This is a genomic window from Ensifer oleiphilus (assembly GCF_013371465.1).
Taxonomy (GTDB): Bacteria; Pseudomonadota; Alphaproteobacteria; order Rhizobiales; family Rhizobiaceae; genus Ensifer; species Ensifer oleiphilus.
On sequence record NZ_JABWDU010000002.1, the window covers coordinates 125,963 to 152,744 of the forward strand.

The 26,782-nt window shown below is 62.5% G+C and carries 18 protein-coding genes; 9 read left to right on the forward strand and 9 right to left on the reverse strand.

Annotated features, from left to right (window positions below):
* Positions 1 to 79: 79 nt before the first annotated feature.
* A complete protein-coding gene (gene alaS, locus HT585_RS07350; protein ID WP_176352304.1) occupies positions 80 to 2,743 on the reverse strand; it encodes an alanine--tRNA ligase in 2,664 nt (887 codons plus the stop codon).
* A 229-nt stretch (positions 2,744 to 2,972) separates the two neighbouring features.
* A complete protein-coding gene (recA, locus tag HT585_RS07355; RefSeq protein WP_077503639.1) occupies positions 2,973 to 4,061 on the reverse strand; it encodes a recombinase RecA in 1,089 nt (362 codons plus the stop codon).
* Positions 4,062 to 4,300: 239 nt separating this feature from the next.
* Between recA and HT585_RS07360 the strand changes: the two genes are divergently transcribed.
* Complete coding sequence (locus tag HT585_RS07360; RefSeq protein WP_176352305.1) at positions 4,301 to 5,248, forward strand: carbohydrate kinase family protein; 948 nt, start codon at positions 4,301 to 4,303, stop codon at positions 5,246 to 5,248.
* A gap of 31 nt (positions 5,249 to 5,279) precedes the next feature.
* Positions 5,280 to 6,209 carry a pseudouridine-5'-phosphate glycosidase gene (locus tag HT585_RS07365; RefSeq protein ID WP_176352306.1) on the forward strand — a complete coding sequence of 310 codons (930 nt, stop codon included), beginning with the start codon at positions 5,280 to 5,282 and terminating at the stop codon, positions 6,207 to 6,209.
* Positions 6,210 to 6,291: 82 nt separating this feature from the next.
* On the opposite strand, the gene cckA is transcribed toward HT585_RS07365, so the two are convergent.
* Positions 6,292 to 8,916, reverse strand: a complete 2,625-nt coding sequence (cckA, locus tag HT585_RS07370) for a cell cycle histidine kinase CckA (RefSeq protein WP_176352307.1) — start codon at positions 8,914 to 8,916, stop codon at positions 6,292 to 6,294.
* A gap of 275 nt (positions 8,917 to 9,191) precedes the next feature.
* Here cckA and HT585_RS07375 point away from each other — a divergent pair, with 275 nt between their 5' ends.
* Entirely contained in the window at positions 9,192 to 10,181 is a 990-nt protein-coding gene (locus HT585_RS07375) for a flagellar biosynthetic protein FliO (RefSeq protein WP_176352308.1), read from the forward strand.
* Positions 10,182 to 10,284: 103 nt separating this feature from the next.
* On the opposite strand, the gene dksA is transcribed toward HT585_RS07375, so the two are convergent.
* Positions 10,285 to 10,704 (reverse strand): RNA polymerase-binding protein DksA, encoded by a 420-nt coding sequence (dksA, locus tag HT585_RS07380; protein WP_025427181.1) that lies wholly within the window; start codon positions 10,702 to 10,704, stop codon positions 10,285 to 10,287.
* Between the two features lie 413 nt (positions 10,705 to 11,117).
* Between dksA and HT585_RS07385 the strand changes: the two genes are divergently transcribed.
* The 4 genes from HT585_RS07385 (at position 11,118) to HT585_RS07400 (ending at position 15,268) form a co-directional block, all read left to right on the forward strand.
* Positions 11,118 to 11,639: a SixA phosphatase family protein gene (locus HT585_RS07385; protein ID WP_176352309.1), complete on the forward strand. Its 522-nt coding sequence runs from the start codon at positions 11,118 to 11,120 to the stop codon at positions 11,637 to 11,639.
* A 124-nt stretch (positions 11,640 to 11,763) separates the two neighbouring features.
* Positions 11,764 to 13,257: a YcjX family GTP-binding protein gene (locus HT585_RS07390; RefSeq protein ID WP_176352310.1), complete on the forward strand. Its 1,494-nt coding sequence runs from the start codon at positions 11,764 to 11,766 to the stop codon at positions 13,255 to 13,257.
* The gene (locus HT585_RS07395) at positions 13,254 to 14,339 is read left to right on the forward strand and encodes a YcjF family protein (RefSeq protein WP_176352311.1); all 1,086 of its coding nucleotides are present in this window, start codon (positions 13,254 to 13,256) and stop codon (positions 14,337 to 14,339) included. Before HT585_RS07390 ends, HT585_RS07395 begins: the two co-directional genes overlap by 4 nt.
* A 377-nt stretch (positions 14,340 to 14,716) precedes the next feature.
* Positions 14,717 to 15,268: a hypothetical protein gene (locus tag HT585_RS07400; protein ID WP_176352312.1), complete on the forward strand. Its 552-nt coding sequence runs from the start codon at positions 14,717 to 14,719 to the stop codon at positions 15,266 to 15,268.
* A 70-nt stretch (positions 15,269 to 15,338) separates the two neighbouring features.
* On the opposite strand, the gene folK is transcribed toward HT585_RS07400, so the two are convergent.
* The 3 genes from folK to folP are packed head-to-tail and all read right to left on the reverse strand — an operon-like array spanning position 15,339 to position 17,087.
* Complete coding sequence (gene folK, locus HT585_RS07405) at positions 15,339 to 15,863, reverse strand: 2-amino-4-hydroxy-6-hydroxymethyldihydropteridine diphosphokinase (protein WP_176352313.1); 525 nt, start codon at positions 15,861 to 15,863, stop codon at positions 15,339 to 15,341.
* Positions 15,853 to 16,221 carry a dihydroneopterin aldolase gene (gene folB / locus HT585_RS07410; RefSeq protein ID WP_053247535.1) on the reverse strand — a complete coding sequence of 123 codons (369 nt, stop codon included), beginning with the start codon at positions 16,219 to 16,221 and terminating at the stop codon, positions 15,853 to 15,855. Before folB ends, folK begins: the two co-directional genes overlap by 11 nt.
* Positions 16,222 to 16,235: 14 nt before the next feature.
* The gene (gene folP / locus HT585_RS07415) at positions 16,236 to 17,087 is read right to left on the reverse strand and encodes a dihydropteroate synthase (RefSeq protein ID WP_176352314.1); all 852 of its coding nucleotides are present in this window, start codon (positions 17,085 to 17,087) and stop codon (positions 16,236 to 16,238) included.
* A gap of 105 nt (positions 17,088 to 17,192) precedes the next feature.
* Between folP and HT585_RS07420 the strand changes: the two genes are divergently transcribed.
* The gene (locus tag HT585_RS07420) at positions 17,193 to 17,822 is read left to right on the forward strand and encodes a DUF922 domain-containing Zn-dependent protease (RefSeq protein WP_176352315.1); all 630 of its coding nucleotides are present in this window, start codon (positions 17,193 to 17,195) and stop codon (positions 17,820 to 17,822) included.
* Positions 17,823 to 18,281: 459 nt separating this feature from the next.
* Here HT585_RS07420 and HT585_RS07425 read toward each other — a convergent pair whose 3' ends face one another.
* Together HT585_RS07425 and HT585_RS07430 are read right to left on the reverse strand one after the other, a co-directional pair.
* A complete protein-coding gene (locus HT585_RS07425) occupies positions 18,282 to 18,602 on the reverse strand; it encodes a 2Fe-2S iron-sulfur cluster-binding protein (RefSeq protein ID WP_025427192.1) in 321 nt (106 codons plus the stop codon).
* Between the two features lie 284 nt (positions 18,603 to 18,886).
* Complete coding sequence (locus HT585_RS07430; protein ID WP_176352316.1) at positions 18,887 to 19,255, reverse strand: Hpt domain-containing protein; 369 nt, start codon at positions 19,253 to 19,255, stop codon at positions 18,887 to 18,889.
* A gap of 616 nt (positions 19,256 to 19,871) precedes the next feature.
* On the opposite strand from HT585_RS07430, the gene HT585_RS07435 reads away from it, so the two are divergent.
* Positions 19,872 to 26,546 (forward strand): apolipoprotein A-IV repeat region-like domain-containing protein, encoded by a 6,675-nt coding sequence (locus tag HT585_RS07435; RefSeq protein WP_176353225.1) that lies wholly within the window; start codon positions 19,872 to 19,874, stop codon positions 26,544 to 26,546.
* The last annotated feature ends 236 nt before the right edge of the window (positions 26,547 to 26,782 follow it).

Below are 26,782 nucleotides of genomic sequence, written 5' to 3' on the forward strand. Positions count from 1 at the left end.
GGACCGACGGCCAGTCGCCGCCACAAAAAAGGCGCCCGAACCGGACGCCTTTTTCAAATTCCTGTGTGTGCGCCTGGTCTTAGCCGGCCAGCGCCACAGCAACAGCCTCGATCGCTTCGGCTGCCTTCTCGCCGTCAGGGCCGCCAGCCTGCGCCATATCGGCGCGACCGCCGCCGCCCTTGCCGCCGAGAGCGGCGGAGGCGACACGCACCAGATCGACGGCGCTGACCTTGGAGATCAGGTCGTCGGTCACAGCCACGACGGCACTTGCCTTTCCGTCACCGGAAACGCCGACAAAGGCGACGACGCCGGAGCCGAGGCTCTTCTTGCCATCGTCCGCCAGGCTCTTCAGATCCTTCGGCTCGACACCGGAAACGACCTTGCCGAGGAAGCGCATGCCGGCAATGTCGCGCGCGGCATCGCTCGATCCCGCCTGGCCACCGCCACCGAGCGCCAGCTTCTTCTTGGCTTCGGTCAGTTCGCGCTCCAGCTTGCGGCGCTCGTCGAGAAGTGCCTCGACGCGGCCGAGCACGTCGCCCGGCTGGACCTTCAGCGTGTTGGCAAGCGTCTTTACCCGCTCGTCCTGCTCGCTGAGATAGGCGCGGGCCGCTTCGCCCGTCAGCGCCTCGACGCGGCGCACGCCGGCGCCGACGGCACTTTCGGACACGACGCGCACCAGACCGATGTCGCCGGTCGCTGAAACATGGGTACCGCCGCAGAGTTCAACGGAATAGGGACGGTTGGCCTTGGAGCCGTGGATGCCCTGCCCCATGGACACGACACGCACTTCGTCGCCGTACTTTTCGCCGAACAGCGCCATTGCGCCTTCGGCAATCGCATCGTCGACGCTCATTAGGCGGGTGGTGACCGGCGTGTTCTGGACGATGATCTCGTTTGCCATCTCCTCGACGATCTTCAGTTCCTCGGCCGACATCGGCTTCGGGTGCGATACGTCGAAGCGCAGGCGTTCAGGCGCGACCAGCGAGCCCTTCTGTGCCACATGGGTGCCGAGCACTTCGCGCAGCGCTTCGTGCAAGAGATGGGTCGCCGAATGGTTGGCGCGCAGGCGCGAGCGGCGGGCGTGGTCGACTTCGAGCTGAGCCGCATCACCTGTCTTGATCGTGCCTTCGGCAACGGTGCCGAAGTGGACGAACAATCCCTCGCCGCGCTTCTGCGTGTCGGTCACCGCCACCTTGCCGCCGTCGGTGGTGATCGTACCGGTGTCGCCCATCTGGCCACCCGATTCGCCGTAGAACGGCGTCTGGTTGAGGACGATCTGGACGGTTTCCCCCTTGGCAGCCAACGGAGCGACAGCGCCATCGCGCACGATCGCCTGGATCACGCCTTCGGCGACTTCCGTGTCATAGCCAAGGAACTCGGTCGAACCATGCTTCTCGCGCAGCTCGAACCAGATGGTTTCCGTTGCCGCCTCGCCAGATCCTGACCAGCTCGCCCGTGCCTCGGCCTTCTGGCGCTGCATGGCCGTCGTGAAAGCGTCGGTATCGACGGAAATGCCCTTGGCGCGAAGGGCGTCCTGGGTCAGGTCGAGCGGGAAGCCGTAGGTGTCGTAGAGCTTGAAGGCGGTTTCGCCGTTGAACTGGTCGCCTTCGGAAAGGTCGGCAGAGGCTTCGGAGAGCAGGTTCAGGCCGCGCTCCAGCGTCTTGCGGAAGCGGGTTTCCTCGAGCTTCAGCGTCTCGGAGATCAACGCTTCGGCGCGCATCAGTTCCGGATAGGCACGGCCCATCTGGCCGACGAGCGCCGGCAGCAGCTTCCACATCAGGGGATCGCGGGCGCCGAGCAGCTGAGCGTGGCGCATGGCGCGGCGCATGATACGGCGAAGGACATAGCCGCGGCCTTCGTTTGACGGCAGCACGCCGTCTGCAATCAGGAAGGCGGACGAGCGCAGATGGTCGGCAATGACGCGGTGGCTGGCGCGCTGGTCGCCTTCGGCCTTGACGCCGGTTGCTTCTTCGGACGCTGCGATCAGCGCGCGGAAAAGGTCGATGTCATAGTTGTCGTGCTGGCCCTGAAGCACGGCCGCCAGGCGCTCGAGGCCCATGCCGGTATCGATCGACGGACGCGGCAGGTTGACCCGCTCTTCCTTGGTGATCTGCTCGTATTGCATGAAGACGAGGTTCCAGATCTCGATGAAGCGGTCGCCGTCCTCATCGGCAGAGCCCGGAGGTCCGCCCCAGATATGGTCGCCATGATCGTAGAAGATTTCCGAGCACGGACCGCACGGGCCGGTATCGCCCATGGCCCAGAAATTGTCGCTGGTCGGAATACGGATGATGCGGTCGTCGGTGAGGCCGGCGATCTTTTTCCAAAGACCGAACGCTTCGTCGTCGGTGTGATAGACCGTGACCAGCAGGCGCTTGGCGTCGAGGCCATACTCCTTGGTGATCAGGTTCCAGGCAAGCTCGATGGCGTTCTCCTTGAAGTAATCGCCAAAGGAGAAGTTGCCGAGCATCTCGAAGAAGGTGTGGTGGCGCGCGGTGTAGCCGACATTGTCGAGGTCGTTGTGCTTGCCGCCGGCGCGTACGCATTTCTGCGCTGTCACGGCCGTCGAATAGGGACGCTGCTCGAGGCCGGTGAAGACATTCTTGAACTGCACCATGCCGGCATTGGTGAACATCAGTGTCGGGTCGTTGCGCGGAACCAATGGGCTCGACGACACCACCTCGTGACCATTCCTGCGGAAATAGTCGAGAAACGTCGACCGGATTTCATTCACGCCGCTCATCTTGCGTCCTATCTGTGCACCAATTCAGGCCCAAGCCCCGGCATTTGCCGCGCCACTCGCCGTTGTCCTTCAACCCCGCAGCCGTCGTCGACGGCTACGCCCTCCAACGCCCTCGGTCGCCGGAACCACAGGCTTTTATCGTTCGTGTCTCATGCTGTCCAGACGGCAGCAAAAAACCGGTCGCCAATGAAGACGACCGGTTTTTGAAAGCTTGAAGCTGGCTTGATATTTACGCTTCGGCAGCGTCGTCGCCGTCATCCGGTTCCGGACCGCCATTCTCCAGGAACCGATCGGCGATCAGGCCGGCGTTCTGGCGCAGAGCCGTCTCGATCTCGCGCGACAGATCCGGATTGTCCCTGAGGAACGACTTTGCGTTCTCGCGGCCCTGCCCGAGACGCTGGCTGTTATAGGAGAACCAGGCGCCGGACTTCTCGACGATGCCGGCCTTGACCCCGAGGTCGACGAGTTCGCCGGTCTTGGAGACGCCTTCGCCATACATGATGTCGAATTCGACCTGCTTGAAGGGAGGCGCCATCTTGTTCTTGACGACCTTGACGCGCGTCTGGTTGCCGACCACCTCTTCGCGTTCCTTGACGGAGCCGATGCGGCGGATGTCGAGGCGGACCGAGGCGTAGAACTTCAGTGCGTTACCGCCGGTCGTCGTTTCCGGCGAACCGAACATGACGCCGATCTTCATGCGGATCTGGTTGATGAAGACCACCATGCAGTTCGACTTCGAGATCGAAGCGGTCAGCTTGCGCAGCGCCTGGCTCATCAGGCGCGCCTGCATGCCCGGCAGGCTGTCACCCATTTCGCCTTCGATTTCGGCGCGTGGCACGAGCGCTGCGACGGAGTCGATGACGAGAACGTCGATCGCCCCGGAACGCACCAGCGTGTCGGTGATTTCGAGTGCTTGCTCGCCGGTATCCGGCTGCGAGATCAGGAGGTTTTCAAGGTCGACACCCAGCTTGCGCGCATAAACCGGGTCGAGTGCATGTTCGGCGTCGACGAAGGCGCAGATGCCGCCCTTCTTCTGTGCTTCGGCGATCGTCTGCAGTGCGAGCGTCGTCTTGCCCGAGCTTTCCGGGCCATAGATTTCGATGATGCGGCCCTTCGGCAGGCCGCCGATGCCGAGCGCGATGTCCAGGCTGAGAGAGCCGGTCGAAACCGTCTCGATCTCGATGATGCTGTCCTTCCCACCGAGCTTCATGATCGATCCCTTGCCGAACGACCGTTCGATCTGGGAAAGTGCCGCTTCAAGTGCCTTGCTTTTATCCACCGATTTGTCCTCTACGAGCCGCAAAGAGTTTTGTGCCATTTGGTCCACCTTTAGGTTATTGAAGCTACCGAGGCAATGAAGCCGCCGCACGACTTTTTGTACATGTTTTGTTCCAGTTTTGCAAGAGAGGAACAAACCATTGTAAAATACGAATTATTCGGATTGCGTTCGATTCATGTTCACGCTTAGCGGCGTAAGTTTTTCCGCAGCGCCTGGTGCGCGTTGAGACAATGGACGTTCCCGACCCGATTCGGCTTTGAGACAGCAGAGGAACAATCATGACGGAAGGCGAAATTGCCGTTTTCGGCGGCGCCCATATCGACCGGCGCGGCCGTATCACCGGCACGACCGCGCCAGGTTCGAGCAATCCGGGCACCTGGTTCGAGGAGGCCGGCGGTGGTGGCTTCAACGCCGCACGCAATCTGGCGCGTCTGGGGCATAGCGTCCGGATGATCAGCACGCGCGGCGGTGACGCTGCCGGAGAGATGGTCACGGCAGCCGCAGCGGTGGCCGGCGTCATCGATAATCCCCTCACCTTCCTCGACCGCCAGACGCCGAGCTACACGGCAATCATCGAGAACGACGGCAATCTGGTAATCGCGCTTGCCGACATGGATCTCTACCGGATGTTCTCGCCGCGCCAGTTGCAGCGACGCGCCTTGCGCGATGCTATTGCCGAAAGCCGGATCGTGCTGACCGATGCCAATCTGCCGGAAGAGACCATTGCCGCTCTCGTCGAGGCAGCGTCCACCAACGGACGTATCGTAGCCGGCATCGCCGTTTCGCCGGCAAAGGTGATCCGGTTTCAGCCGAGCCTCGCCGGGCTCAGCTTTCTTTTCATGAATGAAGCCGAGGCCCGTGCGCTTACCGGCAAGGATTCCGACGATGCCGAGGGTTGGCCGCCGCTGTTGCGCGCCGCCGGTCTCAATGGCGGCATTGTCACGCGTGGCGGAAGAGCTGTCGTCGCCTTCGATAGCGAAACTGTCTGCGTCGCGACGCCGCCGGCTCTGCCGAAACTTGCCGATGTTACCGGCGCCGGCGATGCCATGGCATCCGGTTTTCTGGCTGCCCAGCTTGCGGATCGTGATCTCGCCGAATGCCTCAGGTACGGCATGGCAGCCGCCGGCATTACACTGCGCTCCCCCTTGGCCGCCTCGGAACAAATGTCGCAGGCCAATCTCGAACAGGCGCTCGCCCTTGTGCCGGCACCTCAAATGCTGGCATGAACACCGCCAGCCGAACTCCCAAGGAAAAACCATGACCAAACCTGCTTCCCCCTTCCTGCCGATGGAATATTCCGACGAGGTTGCAGCCGCCAAGGCGCGTGGCGCGCCGATCGTGGCGCTGGAATCGACCATCATCACCCATGGCATGCCGTACCCGGGCAACCTGAACATGGCCCGCAGCGTCGAAGCAATCATTCGCGACCAGGGTGCGGTTCCGGCGACGATCGCCGTCATTCACGGCGTGCTCCATATCGGCCTTGATGATGCCAAGCTTGAAGAGCTGGCGAAGACGGAAGGCGCGATGAAGGTCTCGCGGGCCGATCTGGCCTTTGCGATTGCCGAGCGCCGCACCGGCGCGACCACCGTTGCCGCCACCATGATCGCCGCTGCCCGCGCCGGCATCCGCGTCTTTGCGACCGGCGGCATTGGCGGCGTGCACCGGGGTGCCGAGCTGACCTTCGACATCTCCGCCGACCTCGAAGAACTGGCCCGCACGGCCGTCATCGTCGTTTGCGCCGGCGCCAAGGCCATTCTCGACATTCCAAAGACGCTCGAAGTGCTCGAAACCCGCGGCGTGCCTGTCGTTACCTATGACAGCGACGTCTTCCCGGCCTTCTGGTCGCGCGATTCCGGCCTCAAGAGCCCGCTGATGCTCAACAGCCCGGCGGCAATCGCCAACTTCCAGAGCATGCGCGAGCAACTCGGTGTCGATGGCGGCATGCTGATTGCCAACCCGGTTCCCGCCGAAAGCGAAATCCCGCGCGAAGAGATGGAAATCTACATCGCCCGTGCGATCGACAACGCCGAACGCGACGACGTCACCGGCAAGGCGGTCACACCCTACCTGCTCGACAATCTTTTCCACCTGACCGAAGGCCGTAGCCTCGAAACCAACATCGCGCTGGTGGAGAACAATGCCCGCCTCGCCGGTGAAATCGCTGTGGCGCTCACCGCGAAGTAAGAGCGGCAGACAATTACAGGCAAAAAGAAAGCCCGGCGCGCAAGCGTCGGGCTTTTTGCTGCGCTAAGCTTTAACGCGTCCCTCAGGAATCAAGCATCTCACGCACGGCCACCGCCAGTTGCTTGAGCGAGAACGGCTTCGGCAGGAAGCCGAACTTGGCATCAGCGGGAAGGTTGCGGGCGAAAGCGTCTTCCGCGTAGCCCGAAACGAAGATGAACTTCAGGTCCGGGTACTTCTTGCGCAGTTCCGTCAAGAGCGTCGGCCCATCCATTTCCGGCATGACCACATCCGAAACGACGATGTCGACGGCGCCATCGAGCTCGTCCATGATGTCGAGCGCTTCGACGCCGGAGCCGGCCTCATGGACGGTATAACCGCGGGTCTCGAGCATGCGCTTGCCGCCGCGGCGGACCGCTTCTTCGTCCTCGACAAGCAAGACGACGGCCGAATCGCCGGTGAGATCCGTCGGTTCCTCGGTCTTGGCGACCGGCTTTGCGACGGCTTCGACCGGGGGCAGCGCCACAGTTCCGGCCGAAGATCCAGCCGCCTGTTCGCCCCCGACTTCAGGAATGTCGATATGGCGCGGCAACAAGATACGGAATGTGGTTCCCTTGCCGACTTCGGATTCCGGATAGATGTAGCCTCCGGATTGCTTGACGATGCCATAGACCATCGAAAGCCCCAGGCCCGTGCCCTTGCCAACTTCCTTGGTGGTGAAGAAAGGCTCGAAGATCTTGTCGAGAATTTCTGGCGGAATACCGGTTCCCTGGTCGGAAACCTCCACCATGACGAAATCCTCTTCCGGCAATTCCCGCCGGCCGAGAGCCGCGATCTCCGTCGACGGCAGATTACGGGTGCGAAGCGTGATGATGCCGCCCGTCGGCATCGCATCGCGCGCGTTGACGGCAAGGTTGAGCAGCACCTGCTCGAACTGGCCGAGATCCGTGCGGACCGGCCAGAGATCGCGCCCATAGTCGACTTCGACCTTGACGTTGGTTCCTGTCATGCGATCGACGAGCATGCGCAGATCGCCGATGACATCGGTCATGCTCAAGACTGTCGGCCGCATGGTCTGCTTGCGCGAGAAGGCGAGCAACTGCCGGACGAGGACGGCCGCCCGGTTGGCGTTGCGCTTGATCTCCATCAGGTCGGCGAAGCTTGCATCCGCCGGACGGGCCGACAGAAGCAGGTGGTCGGACGAAAGCAGGATCGCCGTCAGTACGTTGTTGAAGTCGTGCGCGATACCGCCGGCAAGTGTGCCGACCGCGTTCATCTTCTGCGTCTGCGCCATCTGGTTTTCGAGCGCCTTCTGCTCGGTGATCTCAAGCGCATAGATGATCGCCGCTTCTTCCGGAGCCTGATCGGTCTGGTCGATGACGGCGTTGATATAGAAGCGGAAATGGCGTTCGCCATCGGCCGGGTGCAAGGCGTCGATCGGTGCGATGTCGCCCTGGCGGTCCTTGGCGGCCGCAAGCGCCTCGTGCAGGCGCCCCTTTTCCGTCGGGTGCACGACGGTTTCTATCAGCGCGCCGCGCTCGACATCGTCCTGGGAGACAAGGCCCGAGAACAGCTTGAGGAACGGTGCGTTGGTGCGAAGGATGCGACCGTTACCGTCCACGGACGCGATGGCCATCGGCGTGTTATTGAAGAAGCGGGTAAAGCGCATCGCAGCGCTCGAAGCCGACTGGTCCTCGTCTTCGCCGCCGTCGCGCGACATGACGATCGTACGGCTTTCGCCCGGCGCACCGTCGCGTGCCGACGATACCCGGTGCACCATGCGCACCGGCAGGCTCTGGCCGTTGGACTTGCGCAGATCGAGGTCCAGCACCTTGGTCTTCTTCAGGCCCGGCTCCGCCTGCACCGACTGCACCAGCGTCAGCCCTTCGCCGGCAACGAGATCGCCGATGCTCATCGAGCCCGGCTGGAATTTCGTCAGATCGATGCCCAGCCAATCCGCCAGCGTGGCGTTGATATAGAAGATCTCGCCCTTGCGACCGGCGGAGAAGAAGCCGGCCGGCGCATGGTCGAGATAGTCGATGGCGTTCTGCAATTCCTTGAAGAACCGCTCCTGGTCGTCGCGTTCGGTGGTGATATCGGCGATCTGCCAGAGATAGAGCGGATTGCGGTCGCTGTCTTCGAGCGGCAGCACGCGCGCTTTCAGACGGAACCAGTGGGCACCGGAGCCGCTGGTGGCGGCGCCGGTCGCCAGCGGCTTCAGCAGGCGAAACTCTTCGTGTCCCTGTTTGCCTTCGTGCAGGCCGTTGGTGAGGCGGTAGATCGCTTCGGTCGCCTCGCGGTTTCGCGACAGGATCGTTTCAAGCGACTGGATGCCAGCAGCGTTCTTCGCGCCAGTCAGTGCGCCGTAGGCAGCGTTGGCATAGATGATGCGACCCTTGCGGTCCGTGACGATCGTGCCGTCCTCATGGCCGTCGAGAAAGGCGCGCGCCAATTCATCCGGCCGCGATTGCGGCATCACCTCGATGAAGCCGATGACCGAGGAGACTAGGAAGAAGATCCCGACCATGGCGAGAACGCCGAGGATTCCCAGCACGATCTCGTTGTCGAGTTCGTTCTTGAAGATCACGAAGGCGATCGCAGACACGGTCAGAACGATCGCAAGCAGGACGATCCGCATCACGGTTCCTGGCCTGACACCACGGTCAACAACCGGCATCTGGTAGTCACCTGACTGCCGCAATTTCGTCATCGGGTCCTCATCTGCCGCCAATACCGCCCGGCGCAAAGCTGGTACGGTCCGGCGCTCCGGCCGGCATCCGCGCAATCCGCCAGGTGAATTCGGCCAATACCGACACGCCCTCGATCATTCGGATAGGAATCATCTTTAACGGTCAGAGATAACAGCAAAAAGCACCTGTGCGGAAGCGCGGCCCTCAATTCACAGGGAATGTCGGCGAAGTCCTTGTCCAAGCCCGAAAAAAGCCGTCAAATACTGCCACTCGAAAGGCTAAAGGAGTTCAGCCTATGATGGAAACGATCGTCGGAGACAACGGTAGCCGATTCATTATCGCCGCCGGCGCCGTTGCGATCGGGCTTCTGTGCCTCGTGGCCGTGCTCTATATCATGCGCAACAGGCCGTCTTCGCCCTTCATCCGCGGCGGCAAGAACAGGCAACCCCGCCTTGCGGTGCTCGATGCGGCGGCGGTCGACACACGCCGTCGCCTGGTGCTCGTGCGTCGGGACGACGTCGAGCATCTGATCATGATCGGCGGACCGACGGATATCGTCATCGAAAGCCGGATTGCGCCGATCGACGAGAGTGCTTCCGCAAATGACGGTCCCGCTGTCATCGAGCGCAAGCCGATCGAACCGACGGTTGCCATCGGAACAGAGACGAAGACCGCGGCGCAGGCGCAGTTGCGCCCTGCCGCCGCACAGACAGAGGCGGCCGTCGCAATGCCGGTCCGCCCGGTGGCGATGCCTCAGGAGCAGCCCGTAGCGCGCAGTGAGCCGGCCCCGGCAGTTCGCGCTGTCGCCGAGCAGCGCCCGGTCCCGGCGATGGCCGTCGAGCCGCGCCCGGTCGCACGGGTCGCACCGCCGGCGCCAGAAATCATTCCCCCAGAAATCGTTCCCCAGGTGAACACGAACGGGGCGCAGCTGAACACGGCCGATAAGGTCGAAGGCATCTTCGACGCCGCCCGCAGCCGGGTGCTGCAGCCTCAACCGCCGATTCAGGAACGGCGTCCTACACCGGTCGCGCAGCCCACCCCCGTTACTGAAGGTGCGCTTTCGGATTTTGAACGCATTCTCGATGCGGAAATCAGCGGAGACCTGCAACGGCTGACGCCGTCTTCTGCGGCTGCGCGTCCGGAAAGCCGCGCCGCCGTGGCCGCCACCACCGCACGCCAGGAACCGCTGCTCGGCGCACCGCTCGACGACGCCCGCAAGGAGCCGACGATCGAGGAAGAGATGAATCGCATGCTGGCCGACATCTCCGCCGGGCGTAAGCCCTAACGCAGGTTGTTGCGTCGCTCGGTTCGAATAGGAGCACAAAAGAAGAAGGCGCGGTCAAACCGCGCCTTCTTCTTTTTCTGATGACTGACCCGAAAACCGGACCTTATTCGTCCCTATAGACCTTTTCCCGACGCTCGTGGCGCTCCTGCGCCTCGATCGAGAGCGTTGCAATCGGGCGGGCGTCCAGACGCTTCAAGCCGATCGGTTCTCCCGTTTCTTCGCAATAACCGTAGGTCCCTTCATCGAGCCGCTGCAATGCCGCATCGATTTTCGAGATCAACTTCCGCTGACGGTCACGGGCTCTCAGTTCAATTGCCCGGTCTGTTTCGGAAGAGGCTCTGTCGGCGAGATCGGGATGATTGGCGCTCTCCTCGGCCAAGTGATCCAGTGTCTCGCGTGCCTCGCGAAGGATGTCGTTTCTCCAAGCATTTAGCTTGGCCCGGAAATAGGCCCGGTGGGTGGCATTCATGAATTCCTCGTCCTCGGAGAGAACAAAGGTACTAAGATCGATCTTCTCACTCAACGCGATTCTCCTGAAGAACATCTCATTGCGGCGGTGTATAGCCCCATGGAAGCCGCGATTCAAGCCTCGGATTAAACACTCAACCGTATTTTAACGATGCTTGCAATTCAGGCTAACTGGCGAATATTTCATCAAAATTACAGATGAGATCTTAATCGTAGAGATAATCACCTACCCACCCTCAAGAAGACCGGTTGTAACTTGGATGTCCTTCGGCTTGGGCGACGCCGTCCTCGATCCGGTTTTGCCGGTGTTTGCGGCAAAAGGGCAATCCCCTGAAAAAAGCGCCTCGCAGCTTGATCTTTGCATCATCGACGGGAAAAGGTGGTGATCCGCCGGCACACGCGCAAGACCTGTTCCGGCGATACACGATCCGTTCGCGCCCCGCGACCGGCAGCCACCGGAATTCACGCATGCAAGACAGTGCCGCCAGGCCCTTCCGTCTCCTCCTTCTGCGTCATGCCCGCTCGGGTTGGGCTCTGCCGGGGCAACGCGATTTCGATCGTGCGCTGGACGACGTCGGATTTGCCGAGGCGGAACTGATCGCGGAGATGGCTGCCGATCGCGGCATCCGGCCGGACCTGATCCTGTGCTCGACGGCGGTGCGCTGTCGCCAGACCGCCGAACCTTTCTTCCGCGCTGTCGGTGAAGACAGCGCCATCCGCTATGTGGATGAGCTCTATAGCGGTCCGGCAAGCATCTACACCGACATCATCGACGCAAACAGACACCTGAGTTCGCTGATGATCGTTGGGCACAATCCGATGATCGACGAACTGTTCCACCGTCTTGCCGGCAGCGAGGCGGCGACCGCGGCGCTTCCGCATGGTTACCCGCCCGCAGCTCTCGCGATCCTGGACGTGCAGGCAGGGTCTGGCGGTACGGTTACGGCGACACTGGTATCGCTGATGCTGCCGACCAGGGAACCGAAATGACATGCCGTTGTTGCGGTGCGGGAAATATTTCCTATATCGCCAAGGCAACAAGGGCCCGTCACACGTCTCGGCTCCAGGCATTCGCATGAACGAAAGCGGCAAGGTCCGCGAGGGATAGCACGACTTGGCGCCAAATCTGACCAGCTTCAAAGACGACGCCCTGATTGCATTTGACAATCTCACCGATCGTGCATCGGGTCTCGTCAATCCCTCGATCCGGTTGGGGGTCACCGGGCTTTCGCGGGCCGGCAAGACCGTTTTCATCTCGTCTCTGGTGCACAACCTCCTCAATGGTGGGCGCCTGCCGGTGTTCGAAGCCGTGCGCTCCGGCCGCGTTTCTAAGATCAGGCTTGAGCCACAGCCCGATGACGCCGTGCCACGCTTTCAATACGAGGATCATATTGCCGCTCTGGTGCGCGACCGCATCTGGCCGGATTCGACACGGGCGATCTCCCAGCTTCGCATCACTCTCGACTTCGAGAGCGCCAGCGGCTGGAACAGGCTGTTTTCAGCCGGACGCCTGTCGCTCGATATCGTCGACTACCCCGGCGAATGGCTGCTGGACCTGCCGCTGCTCGCGCAGGACTTCAAAGCGTTCAGCGACAATTCGGTGGCGCGCGCCCGGGCGCACGGCCGCGCCAAGCTGTCGGCGGATTGGCTGACGCTTGCCCAGTCGGCGGGGCCGACGGCGATTGCGGATGAAAGCAGCGCGCGCCGGCTTGCCGAAAGTTTCACAGCCTACCTCAAGGCCTGCAAGGCGGATGCGAGTTCGCCCTCGACGCTGCCACCTGGTCGTTTCCTGATGCCGGGTGATCTCGAGGGCTCACCTGCCCTCACCTTCTCGCCGCTTCCGGACCTGCCCGAAGGCCGCGCGCCCAAAGGCTCACTCTGGGCGATGATGGAGCGCCGCTACGAGGCCTACAAGAAACACGTCGTCAGCCCGTTCTTTCGCGAGCATTTTGCCCGGCTCGACCGACAGATCGTGCTCGTGGACGCGCTGCAGGCGATCAACGGCGGACCGGAAGCGCTGCTGGATCTGGAGCAGGCGCTGGCCGACGTGCTGGCCTGCTTCCGCCCGGGCACCAACAGCTGGCTCTCGTCGTTCCTGACGAGAAAGATCGACAAGGTGCTGATCGCCGCGACGAAGGCGGATCATCTGCACCACGAGAGCCACGACCGTCTGGAACGCATCACGGCGCGTCTGGTCAGCCGGGCGGCCGCCAGCATCGGCATGAGCGGTGCGGGGCTCGAAGTCATGGCGATCGCCTCGGTTCGGGCAACGCGCGAGGCAACGGTCGACCATGGCGGGCATACACTTCCCGTTATCGTCGGCACACCGATCGCCGGCGAGAAGATCAACGGCGACACCTTTGACGGAGAACGGAAAACAGCGATATTTCCCGGAGACTTACCGGATGATCCTGAAGTTCTTTTTAGGGCGCTGGATGCCGACGCATCGGCAACGACCTTCGGTGATGCACATCCGCTGCCGGAGCTCAGTTTCGTACGCTTCCGGCCGCCGCATCTGGAAGAGACCGGTGGTGGATTGAAACTGTCGGTACCCCATATACGGCTCGATCGGGCGATGCAGTTCCTGTTCGGAGACCGGCTGGCATGAGCGACGATTTCAATAGCCGAGGCCGAAAGCCCGGTGCGTTTTCCGTGAACCCCGACCCGGAGCCGAAGCTGGCCGAAAGCGCCCGACCCCGCCGTGCACCCGCAAGTTTCGACGATAAGGTGGTCCTGACGCCCGATGCGGAAGACCCTTTCCGCGAAACAACACTTGCCGTAGAGACCCTCGCTCTGCCCGAGGCAAGCCCTCGGAAGCGCCGCCTGTCCGTCGGCAGGGTCGCCATGGGCGCCTTCGGTGTTCTTCTGTCGCTTGCAGCGGGCTTGTGGGTCGATCGCCTTATCCGCGACCTGTTCTCCCGCGCCGACTGGCTCGGCTATGCAGCCATCGGCGTCGTCGCCATCGGGCTCCTGGCACTGCTGGTGGTCGTTGCCCGCGAACTTTCCGGCATGATGCAACTGACTGCCGTCCAAGCCCTGAAAACGCAGACCGAAAGTGCCGCCGCCTCCGGCAACGCCAAACTGGCGCGTTCGGCCTCTGAAAAACTCGTTCATCTTCTCGCCGCCAATCCGCGCACCGCGCGGGGACGGACACGCCTCAAGGAAACCGAAGGCGAGATTATCGACGGCCCGCATCTGATCGACCTGACGGAGCGCGAATTGCTGACGCCGCTCGATCGCGAGGCGCGCCGCATCATCCTTGCCGCCTCCAAGCGCGTATCGATCGTCACCGCCGTCAGCCCGCGTGCGCTGGTCGATCTCGGCTATGTGCTCTATGAATCCGCCCGGATGATCCGTGCCATGGCGGAGCTATATGGTGGTCGCCCCGGCACTCTCGGCATGATCAGGCTGATGCGCGACGTCGTTGCCCACCTCGCCGTGACCGGTTCGATTGCCGCAGGCGACAGCCTGATCCAGCAGGTGCTCGGCCACGGCCTTGCCTCAAAACTCTCGGCTCGCCTTGGCGAAGGCGTGATCAACGGGCTGATGACCGCCCGCATCGGCATCGCTGCGATGGATCTCTGCCGGCCAATGCCGTTTCGCGCGCTGAAGCGTCCCGGCATTGGTGATTTTCTCTCTGACCTTACGCCCGGTGGAGGCCGCGCATCTGGCACGAATGACGTGACCTGACTGGCCCGGATGCCGACGGATCCGAAACAACCTCGATAGCGCTGAGATACTTTTCCATCTTCTAGCCGAACGCCGCTCGACAACCGAAGGCGCGCGATTCATGCGAGCGAAACAAAGGAAGACGCATAGCGTCCATCAGGCTTGATCCTGGGCTCATCGGGCACCTTGGAACGCGGAACGCCGGCACACCTGGCCGCCACAGATTCACATGACCGTGAGCACGCCGTGACTGCCTTGTGGCCATGTGCTCTGCAACGACCGAAGCGGTATCATCGACACAAAGAAGCCTTGATATCAGCCGGAAAGAAACCGTCCATTAACCATTTGCGCGCAAATGTGGCTTCTAGTTTCGGACGTTGACCCATCAAGGATCGTTTATGTTCTCGCGCCCTTCTTTGATCGCTCGCGGCGCTGCCGCCTTCGCGCTTGCAGCAACCGTCGGCGTTGCGACGCCAGCCCTATCGGGCGGCAAGGACAAGGCTTTCTTCGAGAAAGTCTCCGGTCAATGGACCGGCCCCGGCGAGATCGTCGCCGGCAAATACAAGGGCACCAAGTTCACCTGCGACCTCGCCGGTGAGCCGGCCACTGGCAATGACGCGGGCATCAAGCTCGATGGCTTCTGCCGGGTCGGCGTGTTCAAGCAGCCCATGTCCGCCTTGATCACCCAAAAAGGCAACAGCTACACCGGCAAATTCCTCGATGGTGCCGATGGTAAGGGCCTCGACATTGTGTCCGGCAATGTCGCCAAGGACAAAGTCGTTGTCGGCATCAACCGCAAGAAGCTGAACGGCGCGATGATCGCCCGGCTTCAGAACGACAAGACGATGAACATCACGATCTCGGTCAAGGTTGAGAACACGATGGTGCCGGTGATCGGCGTCAGCCTCAACCGCCAAGTCGACGACATCGCCGTCGGTTCGATCAAGTAGACGGTACTTCAGATCAACGACAAAAGCCCTGGCCGAACGTCGGGGCTTTTCTTGTTTATCCTGCGCGGTCTCAAGTCTTTGCCCGCCACCAATGCCTATCGTCGTTCGCCACCTCTATGCCAGTGACGTCGGCATCCGCCAGCCACTCTTTCACTCGCCGTCCGTTCACGCTCATGCTGGAAGCGAAGTCCGCAAGGGGCATCAGCACGAAGCCGCGCACCGTCATGCGCGGATGCGGCAGTTCCAGCCTGCTCTCGGACAGGGACAGGTTGTCAAAGGTCAGGACATCGATGTCGATTGTCCGCGGACCCCAGCGTTCGTCGCGTACCCGCTTCATCTGACGCTCGATGTCGAGGCAGGCTTCGAGCAACGCTTCCGGACCAAGCGTCGTTCCGACTTCAGCGCAGGCGTTGAAGAACCATGCCTGATCGGTCTTGCCCCAGGGGGGTGTGCGAAACAGCCGCGAAACGGCCCGAATCGTGCAATCCGGCCTTGCGTCAAGCATCTGCAGGGCATCGGCCATCGCCCTTCGCGGCTCGCCGAGATTGCCGCCGAGCCCCAGTGTCGCAATCGATCCGCTCATGTCAGGCGACATGCTCGACAGTCACCTCGACATAGTCGAGCACGCCGGGTACCGGCGCGTTCGGCTTGCGAACGGAGACCTTGGCCCGCCGGATCTGCGGGAAGCGCACACAGAGTGTCTTGGCGACCTCAAGCGCCAGTGCCTCGATCAGGTAGCGCCGACGGCCGGTAACGATGCGCTCGATCTCGGTAAAGGCGATGCCGTAATGCACGGTGTCGTCGATCGAATCGTCGACCAGCGCCGTGCCCTGCTCCACTTCAAGCTCCGCATCGACGAAGAACCGCTGTCCGAGGAACTCCTCCTCGTCGAGAACGCCATGGCGCGCAAAGAAGGCACAGTTTTTCAGGGTGATCGTATAGGTCGCGCTCATGGTTCTTCGTCCCGTCAGCTCTTCTTTGCACCCAGCATAGCATCCGCCATCATCAGCGCATCCCTGCTGTTTGCGACATCGTGTACGCGGAAAATGGCGACGCCCGCCATCCGCAAGAGCGCCGTCGTCGCGGCGGTGGCGGCGTCGCGATCAGCCGGCTCCCGTCCGGTGACGGCGCCGAGGAAACGCTTGCGCGACGTGCCGGCCAGAAACGGCAGTTCAAACCGGTGCAGTTCGGCAAAACGCGCCATCAGCTCCAGATTCTCTTCCGTATCCTTGGCAAAGCCGAAGCCTGGATCGAGCACGATCCGTTCGCGATCGATACCGGCTTGCGTCGCGATCTGCAGCGAGCGTGCGAGAAAGTGGAACTGGTCCTCGATCACATCGGCAAGCTTTTCGCGGTCACGGCCTGTGTGCATGATGCAGAGCCCGGCTCCGGTCTGCGCCGCGACTTGTGCGATATCGGGTTCGCGCTGAAGGCCGTGCACATCGTTGACGATATGGGCACCAGCCTCAACGGCAAGGCGTGCGGTCTCCGCTCTGTAGGTATCCACCGAAATGAGCGCATCGGTCTCGCGCGCAAGCGCCGCGATGACCGGCAGGATGCGGCTCTGTTCCTCCTCGGCACTCACCGGCGCCGCATCCGGTCTGGTCGATTCACCGCCGACATCGAGGATCAAGGCGCCGTCGCTGAGACAGCGCCTGCCCTGCGCGACCGCAGCAGCCGTATCGCAGAAACGACCGCCATCGGAGAAAGAATCCGGGGTAACATTGATGATCGCCATCAAAACGCCACGCGGCCCCAGTTCGACGCTACGTCCATGCGCCAGCGTCCAGTGAAAATTTCGAAATGGATTGTAAGTCATTTCACCTCACGATGCGCAGCAACCAACCATTTCGATTTGCTGTTGCACCCGCGTTGGCTATGCCCCAAGCTTGATTGAAGTTCAACTAAAGAGAACTACGCATTGATGTCTCGAGTACGCGTCCCGCTCAAAGCTGCCCTTCTTGCCCTTCTGGTTGCCATGCCCTTGGGCTCTGCGTCCGGCGAGACGGTGATGAGCAAGAGCTTTTCCTATTTCTCGATCGGCGGTCGTACGGCGGCGGATCTCGACAAGGCTCTGTCCAAGGCTGGGCCGATGATGAAGTCGACCGGCGCACGCCATCCGGGCGCAACGCGCATCAAGTTTGGCGGAACCATCACCTACGTCAATCGCGGCGGACGCTGCGCGGTCGGCGTTGCCCTCGTGACACTCAGCACGCGCATCATTCTGCCACGCTGGACGTATCGCAAGCAGGCGAGCCGCGACCTCGCTCTGGTTTGGGATACGTTGTCGAGCGACATCAAGCGGCACGAGGAACGTCACGCCGAGATCGCGCGCAACCATGCCCGCAAGATGGAGAAGATGTTCCTGGCGCTCAGGCCGCAGGCGGACTGCGAAAAAATGCAGGAAAGCGTCACGCGCGCCAGCGCCGACGCCATCGCCGCGCACGACAAGGACCAGGCCCGGTTCGACCGGACGGAGGCGGCCAATTTCGACAAGCGCATGATCCGGCTGCTGCAGTACCGGCTGCAAACACTGCAAAAAACACAAAGATAGACAGGGCGGCGTTCAGTCCACATGGCCGCCTAAGCATAGCGGGAATATACTTGACTGCTACCTGCCTAGCGCGTGCACACCCACAGTATTTTATTGGTGAAATCTAGCGATAGCTGCAGCGGAACGACTCGCTTATATTCAAAACATGAAACGTGAGGGCGAGATGAAATCCAACCCTCCGTTGTCGGAAGCGATTTCGCGGGCCATGACGGCCTCGCAGGATGTATAAATACGGTCGTTACTTGAAGTCGGCAGCATCGGTCTATTTGTCGAAATGCAAAACCCGACGCCGCAGCAATACAGGTTCTCCTGGCGTGTCTTGATGCAGCAGATGTTCCCTCCCTCATCTGTGTGCGATGCGCCCTCCTAGCCTCGCTCGTCACACGACCAGCGAGGCGCTTTTTTGGCAATCATGGCATCGATGGATCGAAAAGCGGCGGCGTCGCCGACGGCAGGCGGTCAGGCCTGGCGTTCGGGCACGTGCACGACGAGCCCATCCAGCGCATCGCTGACCTTGATCTGACAGGAAAGCCGCGAGGTTGGGCGCACGTCGTAGGCGAAATCCAGCATGTCCTCTTCCATCGCTTCCGGCGCGCCGACGACCGCCGTCCAGGCATCGTCGACATAGACATGACAGGTGGCGCAGGCGCAGGCCCCGCCGCACTCGGCTTCAACACCCGGAACCGAATTGCGAACGGCGTTCTCCATGACGGTCGAGCCGTTCTCGACATCGAGTTCGTGGCGCGTGCCATCAAAGGCAACGATCGTAAGTTTTGTCATGTCACTTTCCGGAATAAGCTGATGGGACTGGCCGATAGCGCAAAGCCGCGCAGAGCGGCAGTCGCAAATTTAGGGAAAGTTCTTCCAACAATTCGGCCATTCAGTCAACAACAGCCGGTGAGCGCATCGCGGACGCGGCGTTTCAGCGCGGGCGGCGATGCGCCTTGCTAAAGCGTCGCGCGTCCATCTGGACGCGCGACGGTCGCGGTAACACCTTGAGTTGCTGCATGATTTCATCCCTAAATCGATTTCGGTCTAAGGGGACACGCAGTCGCCGGCTGCGATCAGCGGCAGAGTTTGAGGATGAACAGCTCGGCCTCGAGCACGCTCGTTGCCAGCACGTCGGGCAAAGTCGGATCGGTCGGACGCTGCTCGATTGCGCCCGCTGCGGCCGCGACGTCGACGGCGCCGACGGCAAGGGCTGCCCCCTTCAGTTGGTGCGCTGCCTGCGCGCGTCCATTTCGCTCGCCTTCGGTGATTTCCTTCATCACCTTGCGCGCCTGACGCGCGAACAATTGCAGCACTTCTATTTCAAGCGCCTTGTCGCCCATCGTCTGCGCAGTCAGATGGACAAAGTCGATGGGCTTCCTGCCGGAGGAAGAAGAGCTACCCGGAGTATCGGGTGCTTCAAAGGCAATTCTGAGGGCCGCCATCAGCCGATTTCCCTATTGTTTGTATAGTGTTGTCCTTGTCCGCTGCCACCCTGCCGTCGCGCATCGTTTGCGCTGTGACTGCAATGGGCGGCACGGGCGCCATGCCGGACCGCGCCTGTTCACCGGGCGCCGTCACAGGACGGTCGCTGCGGTTTCTGCAGGTATCATCCTCCATGGGCGGGCGCTGCTATCGGCTTAAAACGGGGCGCAATATAGGCAGGAAACTGGGAAAATGGTTAACGACCGTTAAACCTGCTGTTTTCCTTGTCTTTTCCGCCCTAACCCCCTCTATCGCATTAAGAATTCATTAGGATTTTAATGAAGCCGGAGTGCTCTTAATTGTAAGAACCCGGCTAATGTGTCACTACGATACGGTTAGGAACGGGCCTGCGTACGAAAATGGCAACCGTTCCGGTGGATAAGCGTTGCGAGTGGTGCCCTCGGGGGACAATTCCGACTATCCATCGAGGAAATGATGTGGGTGATCAGTAGGGTATTGCGTAGATGTGATGCGCGTATCTTGCCGTCACCGCCCTGGTGAAGAGAGTGCCCGGCCGCAGTCGCGGTTTGGATGGGCACGCTTCGGCGGAGGCAAAAGGTAATGAGGCGTATCCCTATGGCGACGAAGAAGAGCAACGAGTCGATTGACGAAAAGGCCTTCCAGGCTCTGGAAGCTGCCCTTAAGATCGATTTTGACGAGCTTAAGTCGAGCCCTAACGACAAGACTTCCTTGGATGATCCGGAGGAAAATGTGTCTGACTCCACCCATCAGGCTGCCCAGCCCGATCACAGTCGAAATGCCAAGCCTCAGCAGGAACCACCCCGCGCCGCGCGAGCCAATGACGCCGCACGCGGGCTCGCTCCCGAACCTGCGCCGAAGTCGCCTCCCCTTTCTCCGGCAAACGACGACGGTCGCCGCTCGCCGGCGGCCATGTTGCGCGCCCTCGACGTGCGCTCGAACCGGGCCGCCATACGTGTCGCTGCCCTCGTCTCCATCGTCTGGGCCGTGGCCGGCCTTGGTGTCGCAAACCTGCTTTATGGTCCGCAGATCTGGCAGATCCGCACGCTGAGCGATCTCGCCGCCACCCCCGGTGCCGTCGGCGTTGCCATCGGCATCCTACTGCCGATCATGCTCTTCTTCTCATTCGCCATCATGATCGCCCGCGCGCAGGAACTGCGCAACGCCGCGCGCTCCATGGCGGAAGTGGCCCTGCGCCTCGCCGAGCCGGAAACCGCCGCCGCCGACCGCGTCATGACAGTTGGTCAGGCCGTTCGCCGCGAAGTCTCCGCGATGAACGAAGGCATCGAGCGCACGATCGCCCGCGCTACCGAACTCGAGACGCTTGTTCACTCGGAGGTCAACGCACTCGAGCGCAGCTACAGCGAAAACGAACTGCGCGTACGCACGCTGGTTCAGGAGCTGGGCCTTGAACGCGAAGCCATCATCGGCCACTCCGAGCGTATCCGCTCGACCATCGCTGGAGCCCATGGCAAGCTGAAGGACGATCTCGACCAGGCGGGTGAAGATATTGCGTCGCGCATTGCGATCTCTGGCGAGGCCTTCGCCTCGCTGATCGACACGCGCGCTGCGGCTCTCAGCGAAAAGTCCGATGCAGCGCTGCAGAACATCGGCACCATGCTGACGAACCGCACGGACTCGCTCCTTTCCGGCCTGACGGCTGCCGGTCTCGGGCTCAGCAGCGAGTTCGACACCCGCCTCGATCAGCTGAGCGATACGCTGACCAAGCGTGGCGAGCAGCTGCTCGGGCAGTTCGAAACCCGCGCCTCCTCGCTCGACGCCAATACCGAAAAGCTGAATGCGGCCCTCAACGAGCGCGCCCGCCAGCTCAACGAAACGCTGATTGCCCGCACCCGCGACCTCAACGAAAGCCTGAGTGTCGGCCAAAGCGCGATCGCCGGTGGCCTTGAGGACGTGCTTGCAACGCTTAACGCCACGCTCGACGAAAAGGGTGCACATTTCCGCCAGAGCCTGCGCTCCAGCGCCGACGACGCGATCATGGATCTCGACCTGCGCGGCGGCTTCTTCGAAGAGAAGCTGCAGACGACGGTCGGCCAGCTGGCGACCGCCTTCGACGAACGTTTCCACGAGTTCGCCTCGGCCTTCGACAAGCGGGCCAGCATGCTCGACACCAAGCTGATGGAAAGCCTGCACCGCATCAACGAAACCGTCACCGGCGGTTCGGATGCCATTGGCAGCGCCCTCGACGGCAGCATCGAGAAGATCGGCTCGGCCCTTTCGGATCAGTCGTTGTCGCTTGCGACCGCTCTCGGCGCCACGCACGACTTCATCGAGGAAACGATCGGCAGCCGTACGTCCGACCTCAGCAACCTGATCGGTGGCGCCCACAGCCGTATCGACAGCGTGCTTTCCGAAAAGACCAGCAGCCTGATGGGCGCCCTCTCCGAGGCGCAGGATCGCATTGAGAACGGCTTCGGCCAGCGCGCCGATGCGCTTGCCAATGCTCTGACCTCAAGCGAACAACGCCTGACCGAGGGTCTCGACACCCGCACGGCGCAGTTCGTCGATGGCCTGCAGGCCGCCCATGCTCGCATCGAGCAGACGCTGACGGGGTCGACCGACGAGATCACCAGCGCCATCGCTGCAAGCCAGCACCGCCTCGACAACACCCTGTCCGAGCGCACCCTTGCCCTTTCGACCGTGCTGTCGACCGGTACGGACGCAATCGAGGGCGCTGTCGGCGAAACGGCCGACCGGCTGGAGCGTGTTCTGTCGGAACGCAGCCAGGCGATTGCGGAAACCCTATCGAACCAGACATCGGCGCTCGACGGCGTTCTTGCCGACCGGTCTGCCCACATCACCTCGACGATGACGGCCCGGGCCAACGAGATGGCGGACTCCTTGAGCCGCCATGCCGAAGACGTCGCCGACAACCTGACGTTCCGCGCGACGGCCGTCGCCGAGACGATGACCGATCGTGTCGGTGAGATCGAGCAGAAGCTTTCTGACAGCGTGTCGCTGGTTGCCGAAAACCTCGGCGGTCGCGTCAGCGAGATTTCCGACACGCTCACCAACACCAGCGCCCGGATCGCAGAAGACCTCAGCGGCCGCGTGGGCAAGATCTCGGACGCACTGACCGCCACGAGCGCCCAGATCGCCGAAGCACTGACGGCGCGCACGACCGAGGCGACCGCCTCGCTTGCCGGCAAGGCAACGGAAATCGAACAGACGCTGACAGGCCGTGCCGAGCACCTGCGTGAAACCCTGTCGTCGACCCACGAGCAGATCCGCGCCACGCTCGACGACCGCATCAACGCGATCAATCTCGCCGTCGATCAGGGCCGCGATCAGCTGGAAGGCATGCTGTCTGACCAGTCCATGTCGATCGCGACAAGCCTTGCCACCAGCGCCAGCATGCTCGAAATGTCGCTCGAAGAGCGCCAGGCGGCCCTCGCCGGCATCATCGACCGCAGTGGCGAAACGCTGGAAGCCCGCATGCGCTCGACCACCGGCAATATTGCCGAGCGGCTGGCGGAGACCGCAGGCCAGATCAGCCTTGCCGCCGACACGTTGACCAACCGCGTCGACATGTCGATCAATGGCCTTAACGATCGCCTCGACGACACCGGCCTGCGCATCGAGACGAGCCTTGGCGCGCTGGAAGAACGCATGCGCGACAGCGCCGAAAATGTCGGTTCGATTGCCGATGCGGCAGGTGCTCGTGTCGAGACCCGCCTCGGCTCGCTGGAGGAACGCATGCGTGGTAGCGTCGACAATGTCAGCGCTATCGTCGACGATACGGCAGCCCGCATCGAATCCCGGCTTGGTTCGCTCGAAGGCCGCATGCACAGCAGCGTCGACAAGGTCGGCGCGATCGTCGACGAAACCGGTAGCCGCATCGAATCCCGTCTCGGTACGATGGAAGACCGCATCCGCGACAGCGTGGGCAACGTCAACGCAATCGTCGACGACACCGGATTCCGCATCGAGGCCAGCATCGGCACACTTGAGGATCGCATCCGCGACAGCGTCGGCAGCGTCAACGCCATTGTCGACGATACCGGCGCCAAGATCGAGACAAGCCTCGGCTCTCTGGAAGGCCGCATTCGCGGTAGCGTCGGCAGCGTCAACGCACTTGTCGATGACACCGGCCTGCGTCTCGAGACGAGCCTCGGTTCGTTGGAAGATCGTGTCCGCGAAAGCGTCGATGGCGTCAACGCGATCGTTGGCAACGCGGGACAGCGCATCGCCGATAGCCTTGGTGAACGCGCCGGCGAAATCGACCGCGCCAGCGAGGAAGCGGCAAGCCGTATCTCCAGCGCCATCAATGCCGGCACGGACCGTATCGAGGAACGCCTTGGCACAATGGACCGCGCCCTCAACATCGGCCTCGAAAACGTCAACCGGACCATCGAAGGCAAGGCCGCTGTGCTTGTCACCAGCCTGCGCGGCGCCGTCAGCGACGTAACGCACGAGATTGATGCCGAAGCCGGCCGTATCGAGGGCAAGACTGCCGACCTCGTCACCAGCTTGCGTGGCGCCGTCAGCGAAGTGACGCAGGAGATCGACGCTGAAACGGGCCGCATCGAGGGTAAGACTGCGGACCTCGTTACCAGCCTGCGCGGCGCCGTCAGCGAAGTGACGCAGAAGATCGACGCCGAAGCGGGCCGCATCGAGGGCAAGACTGCAGACCTCGTCAGCAACCTTCGCGGGGCAGTCGGCAATGTTGCCCAGGAACTCGACACAGAGGCCGCCCGCATCGAGGGCAAAGCCGCGGGTCTGGTCACAACCCTTCGCGGTGCCGTCAGCGAGGCAGCGCAGGAACTCGACGCGGAAGCGGCCCGTTCCGCCGGCCTTCTATCCAAGGCTGGTCAGGACTTTGCCAACGTACTCGCCTCCCGCAACGCCGATTTCGCCAACGCGATCGAACAGACCGCAGCGGCAACGGCCGCCCGGCATGCCGAACTCGCCCGCTCCGTCGCCGACGCCTCCGACAGTGCCACTGCACGCCTTGCCGCCACCCATGGACAGGTCGCCAGCCACGCCCAGAACATCCAGCAGGGCCTTGCCGATGCCGAGAAGGCTCTGGAAGCGCGCAGCGAAGCGATCCGCAACACGCTTGACGATCGCACCCGCGAACTCAACTCGATGCTCTCAGGTCGCTCGATGGAGCTTTCGCGTATCATCGACGAGCAGGCACGTCCTGTCATCGATCAGTACGCCGCCACCGGCCGCGAGGCTGCCGAGCGCATCGCCAGCGTGACACAGGACAGCACGGACCGCCTGCGTGCGGAAAATGCCGCACTGGTCAATGCCATCACCGAACGCACCGGCGAGACGCTCAACGCCATCTCGCTGCGCGCCGAGGAAACGGCAAAGGCGATGAAGATGGTCGAGAACCGTCTGCAGTCGACCGCCCTTGGCCTCATCGACCAACTCGCGGCCAACAACACGGCGATTGCAACCGTCATTGATCAGGCAAGCAACAACCTCGGCGACATGGATCAGCGGCTCGAGGCGACGGCCAGCCGCTTCTCGGAAACCACGCGCCAGGCCTCCGACATGCTGTCGACCTCCACGCGACTCATCGAAGGCAAGGTTGACAAGCTCTCGGACATCTCCGCCTCCACGCTGTCGCAGATCGGTGGCATCGTCGGCCGCTTCGAGGATCACTCCAAGGTACTCGGCCAGGCTTCCGACCTCCTTGGCGCCGCCCAGTCGAACCTCGTCAGCACGCTCGAGGAACGTCAGGATGCCTTGCGCACCCTGTCTGTCGGCCTCGTGCAGCGCTCGGAGGAGATCGAGCGCACCATGCGTGCTCTCGAAGGATTCGTCGACGGCGCCTTCCAGCGCGCCGAAGAGCGTTCGGGTCTGGTTGCCGGCAACCTGCGCAGCGGCATCCAGCAGTCCTTCTCGGATGTCGGTCGCCTGCTGTCGAGCACCGAACAGCGTGCAGCCGAAGCCGCCGAATCCATGCGCAATGCGCTGGCACAGGCCGGCGACGAAGCGGGTGCGTCTGTTGAAGCCGTCTTCTCGCGCGCCGAAGAACGGTCGCGCCAGATTGCCGATACGCTGCGCTCCGGCGTCGAGACCTCTTTTGCCGATGTCAACAAGACACTCTCGGCCGTCGAAGGCCGTGCGCTCGGCGCCTCCGAAGCGCTTCGTCAGGCGATAGCCAAGGTTGGCGAAGATGCCGGCTCCTCGATCGAAGGCGCCTTCGCAAACGCCGAGGAACGCTCCAAGGAGGTGGCGAACCGTCTGCGTGGCAGTGTTGCCTCGTCGGTCTCCGATGTCGAGCGCATGCTGAACGAGAGCGGCAAGAAGTCGGATGGCGTTGCCACCCAACTGCGCGACGCTGTACGTGTGGCGATCGACGAAGCCATCGGTCGCTTCAGCGGTGCCACCGACGATATCCGTCGCTCGGCTGGCGAGATCCGCAAGGAACTCGACATGACCCGCGAGGAGCTGAAGCGCAGCGCCTTCGACCTGCCGGAGGAGGCCAAGGAAAACGCCGCTGTCATGCGCCGCGCCGTGGCCGAGCAGATCAAGGCATTGCAGGAACTGTCGGATATCATCGGCAAGTCCTCGACGCAGCTCGAAGTGGCCCAGCCGCTGCGCCAGCAGCCGGTTGCCGCCGCCCCCGTGGCTGCAGCCGCCGTCACCCGTCCGGTCGAGCAACCGGCCGTGGAACCGCGCCGCCAGGATCCGGCGCCGACGCTGCGTGGCAGCCTCGGCATCGAGCAGGCCACCGTTCAGCAGCCTGCCCCCATTCAGCAGCCCGCTCCGGTCCAGCCTGTCCGCGCCCAGCCGGCGACGCAGGCCGTCACCAGCGAGGTCGCAGAAGGCGGCGGCTGGATGCGCGACCTGCTGCGTGCCGCTTCGCGTGAAGAGGCCCCGGCGGCAGCACCGCAGCGCCCGGCTGAAAGCCAGCCTGCGACACGCAGCGGCGACACCCGCAATCCGCGGCACGTGGTCGAATCGCTGAACTCGCTGTCGGTAGATATTGCGCGCGCCATCGACCATGATGCGTCGGTGGACCTGTGGCGGCGCTACCAGCGCGGCGAGCGCGACGTCTTCACCCGCAGACTTTATACGCTGAAGGGACAGCAGACGTTCGACGAGATCAAGCGCAAGTACGACCGCGAGCCGGAGTTCCGCACCGCCGTCGATCGCTACATCGCCGATTTCGAAAAGCTGCTCGCTGACGTCGCGCGTAACGATCCGGACAAGCGCATCACCCAGACCTACCTCACGTCCGACACGGGCAAAGTCTACACGATGCTCGCCCACGCAGCCGGCCGCTTTAACTGAGGCAGCGTCAATCGGAAAGATCAGACGGCCCCATCGCAAGGTGGGGCCGTTTTCGTATCAACAGCCAGAGCGGGAGCCTAGCCTCGTTAGCACTTGTTTGGCTATCGCAAGAACAGCATCGGCAATTGCGACTCCGCTCCCGCAGCGAGCTGGGTATCTTACCCTGATACCACAGTATATCTGGATACCACATACGCTGCCGTCGCTTCTCCCGCGTCCTCACCGCCATTCAACTT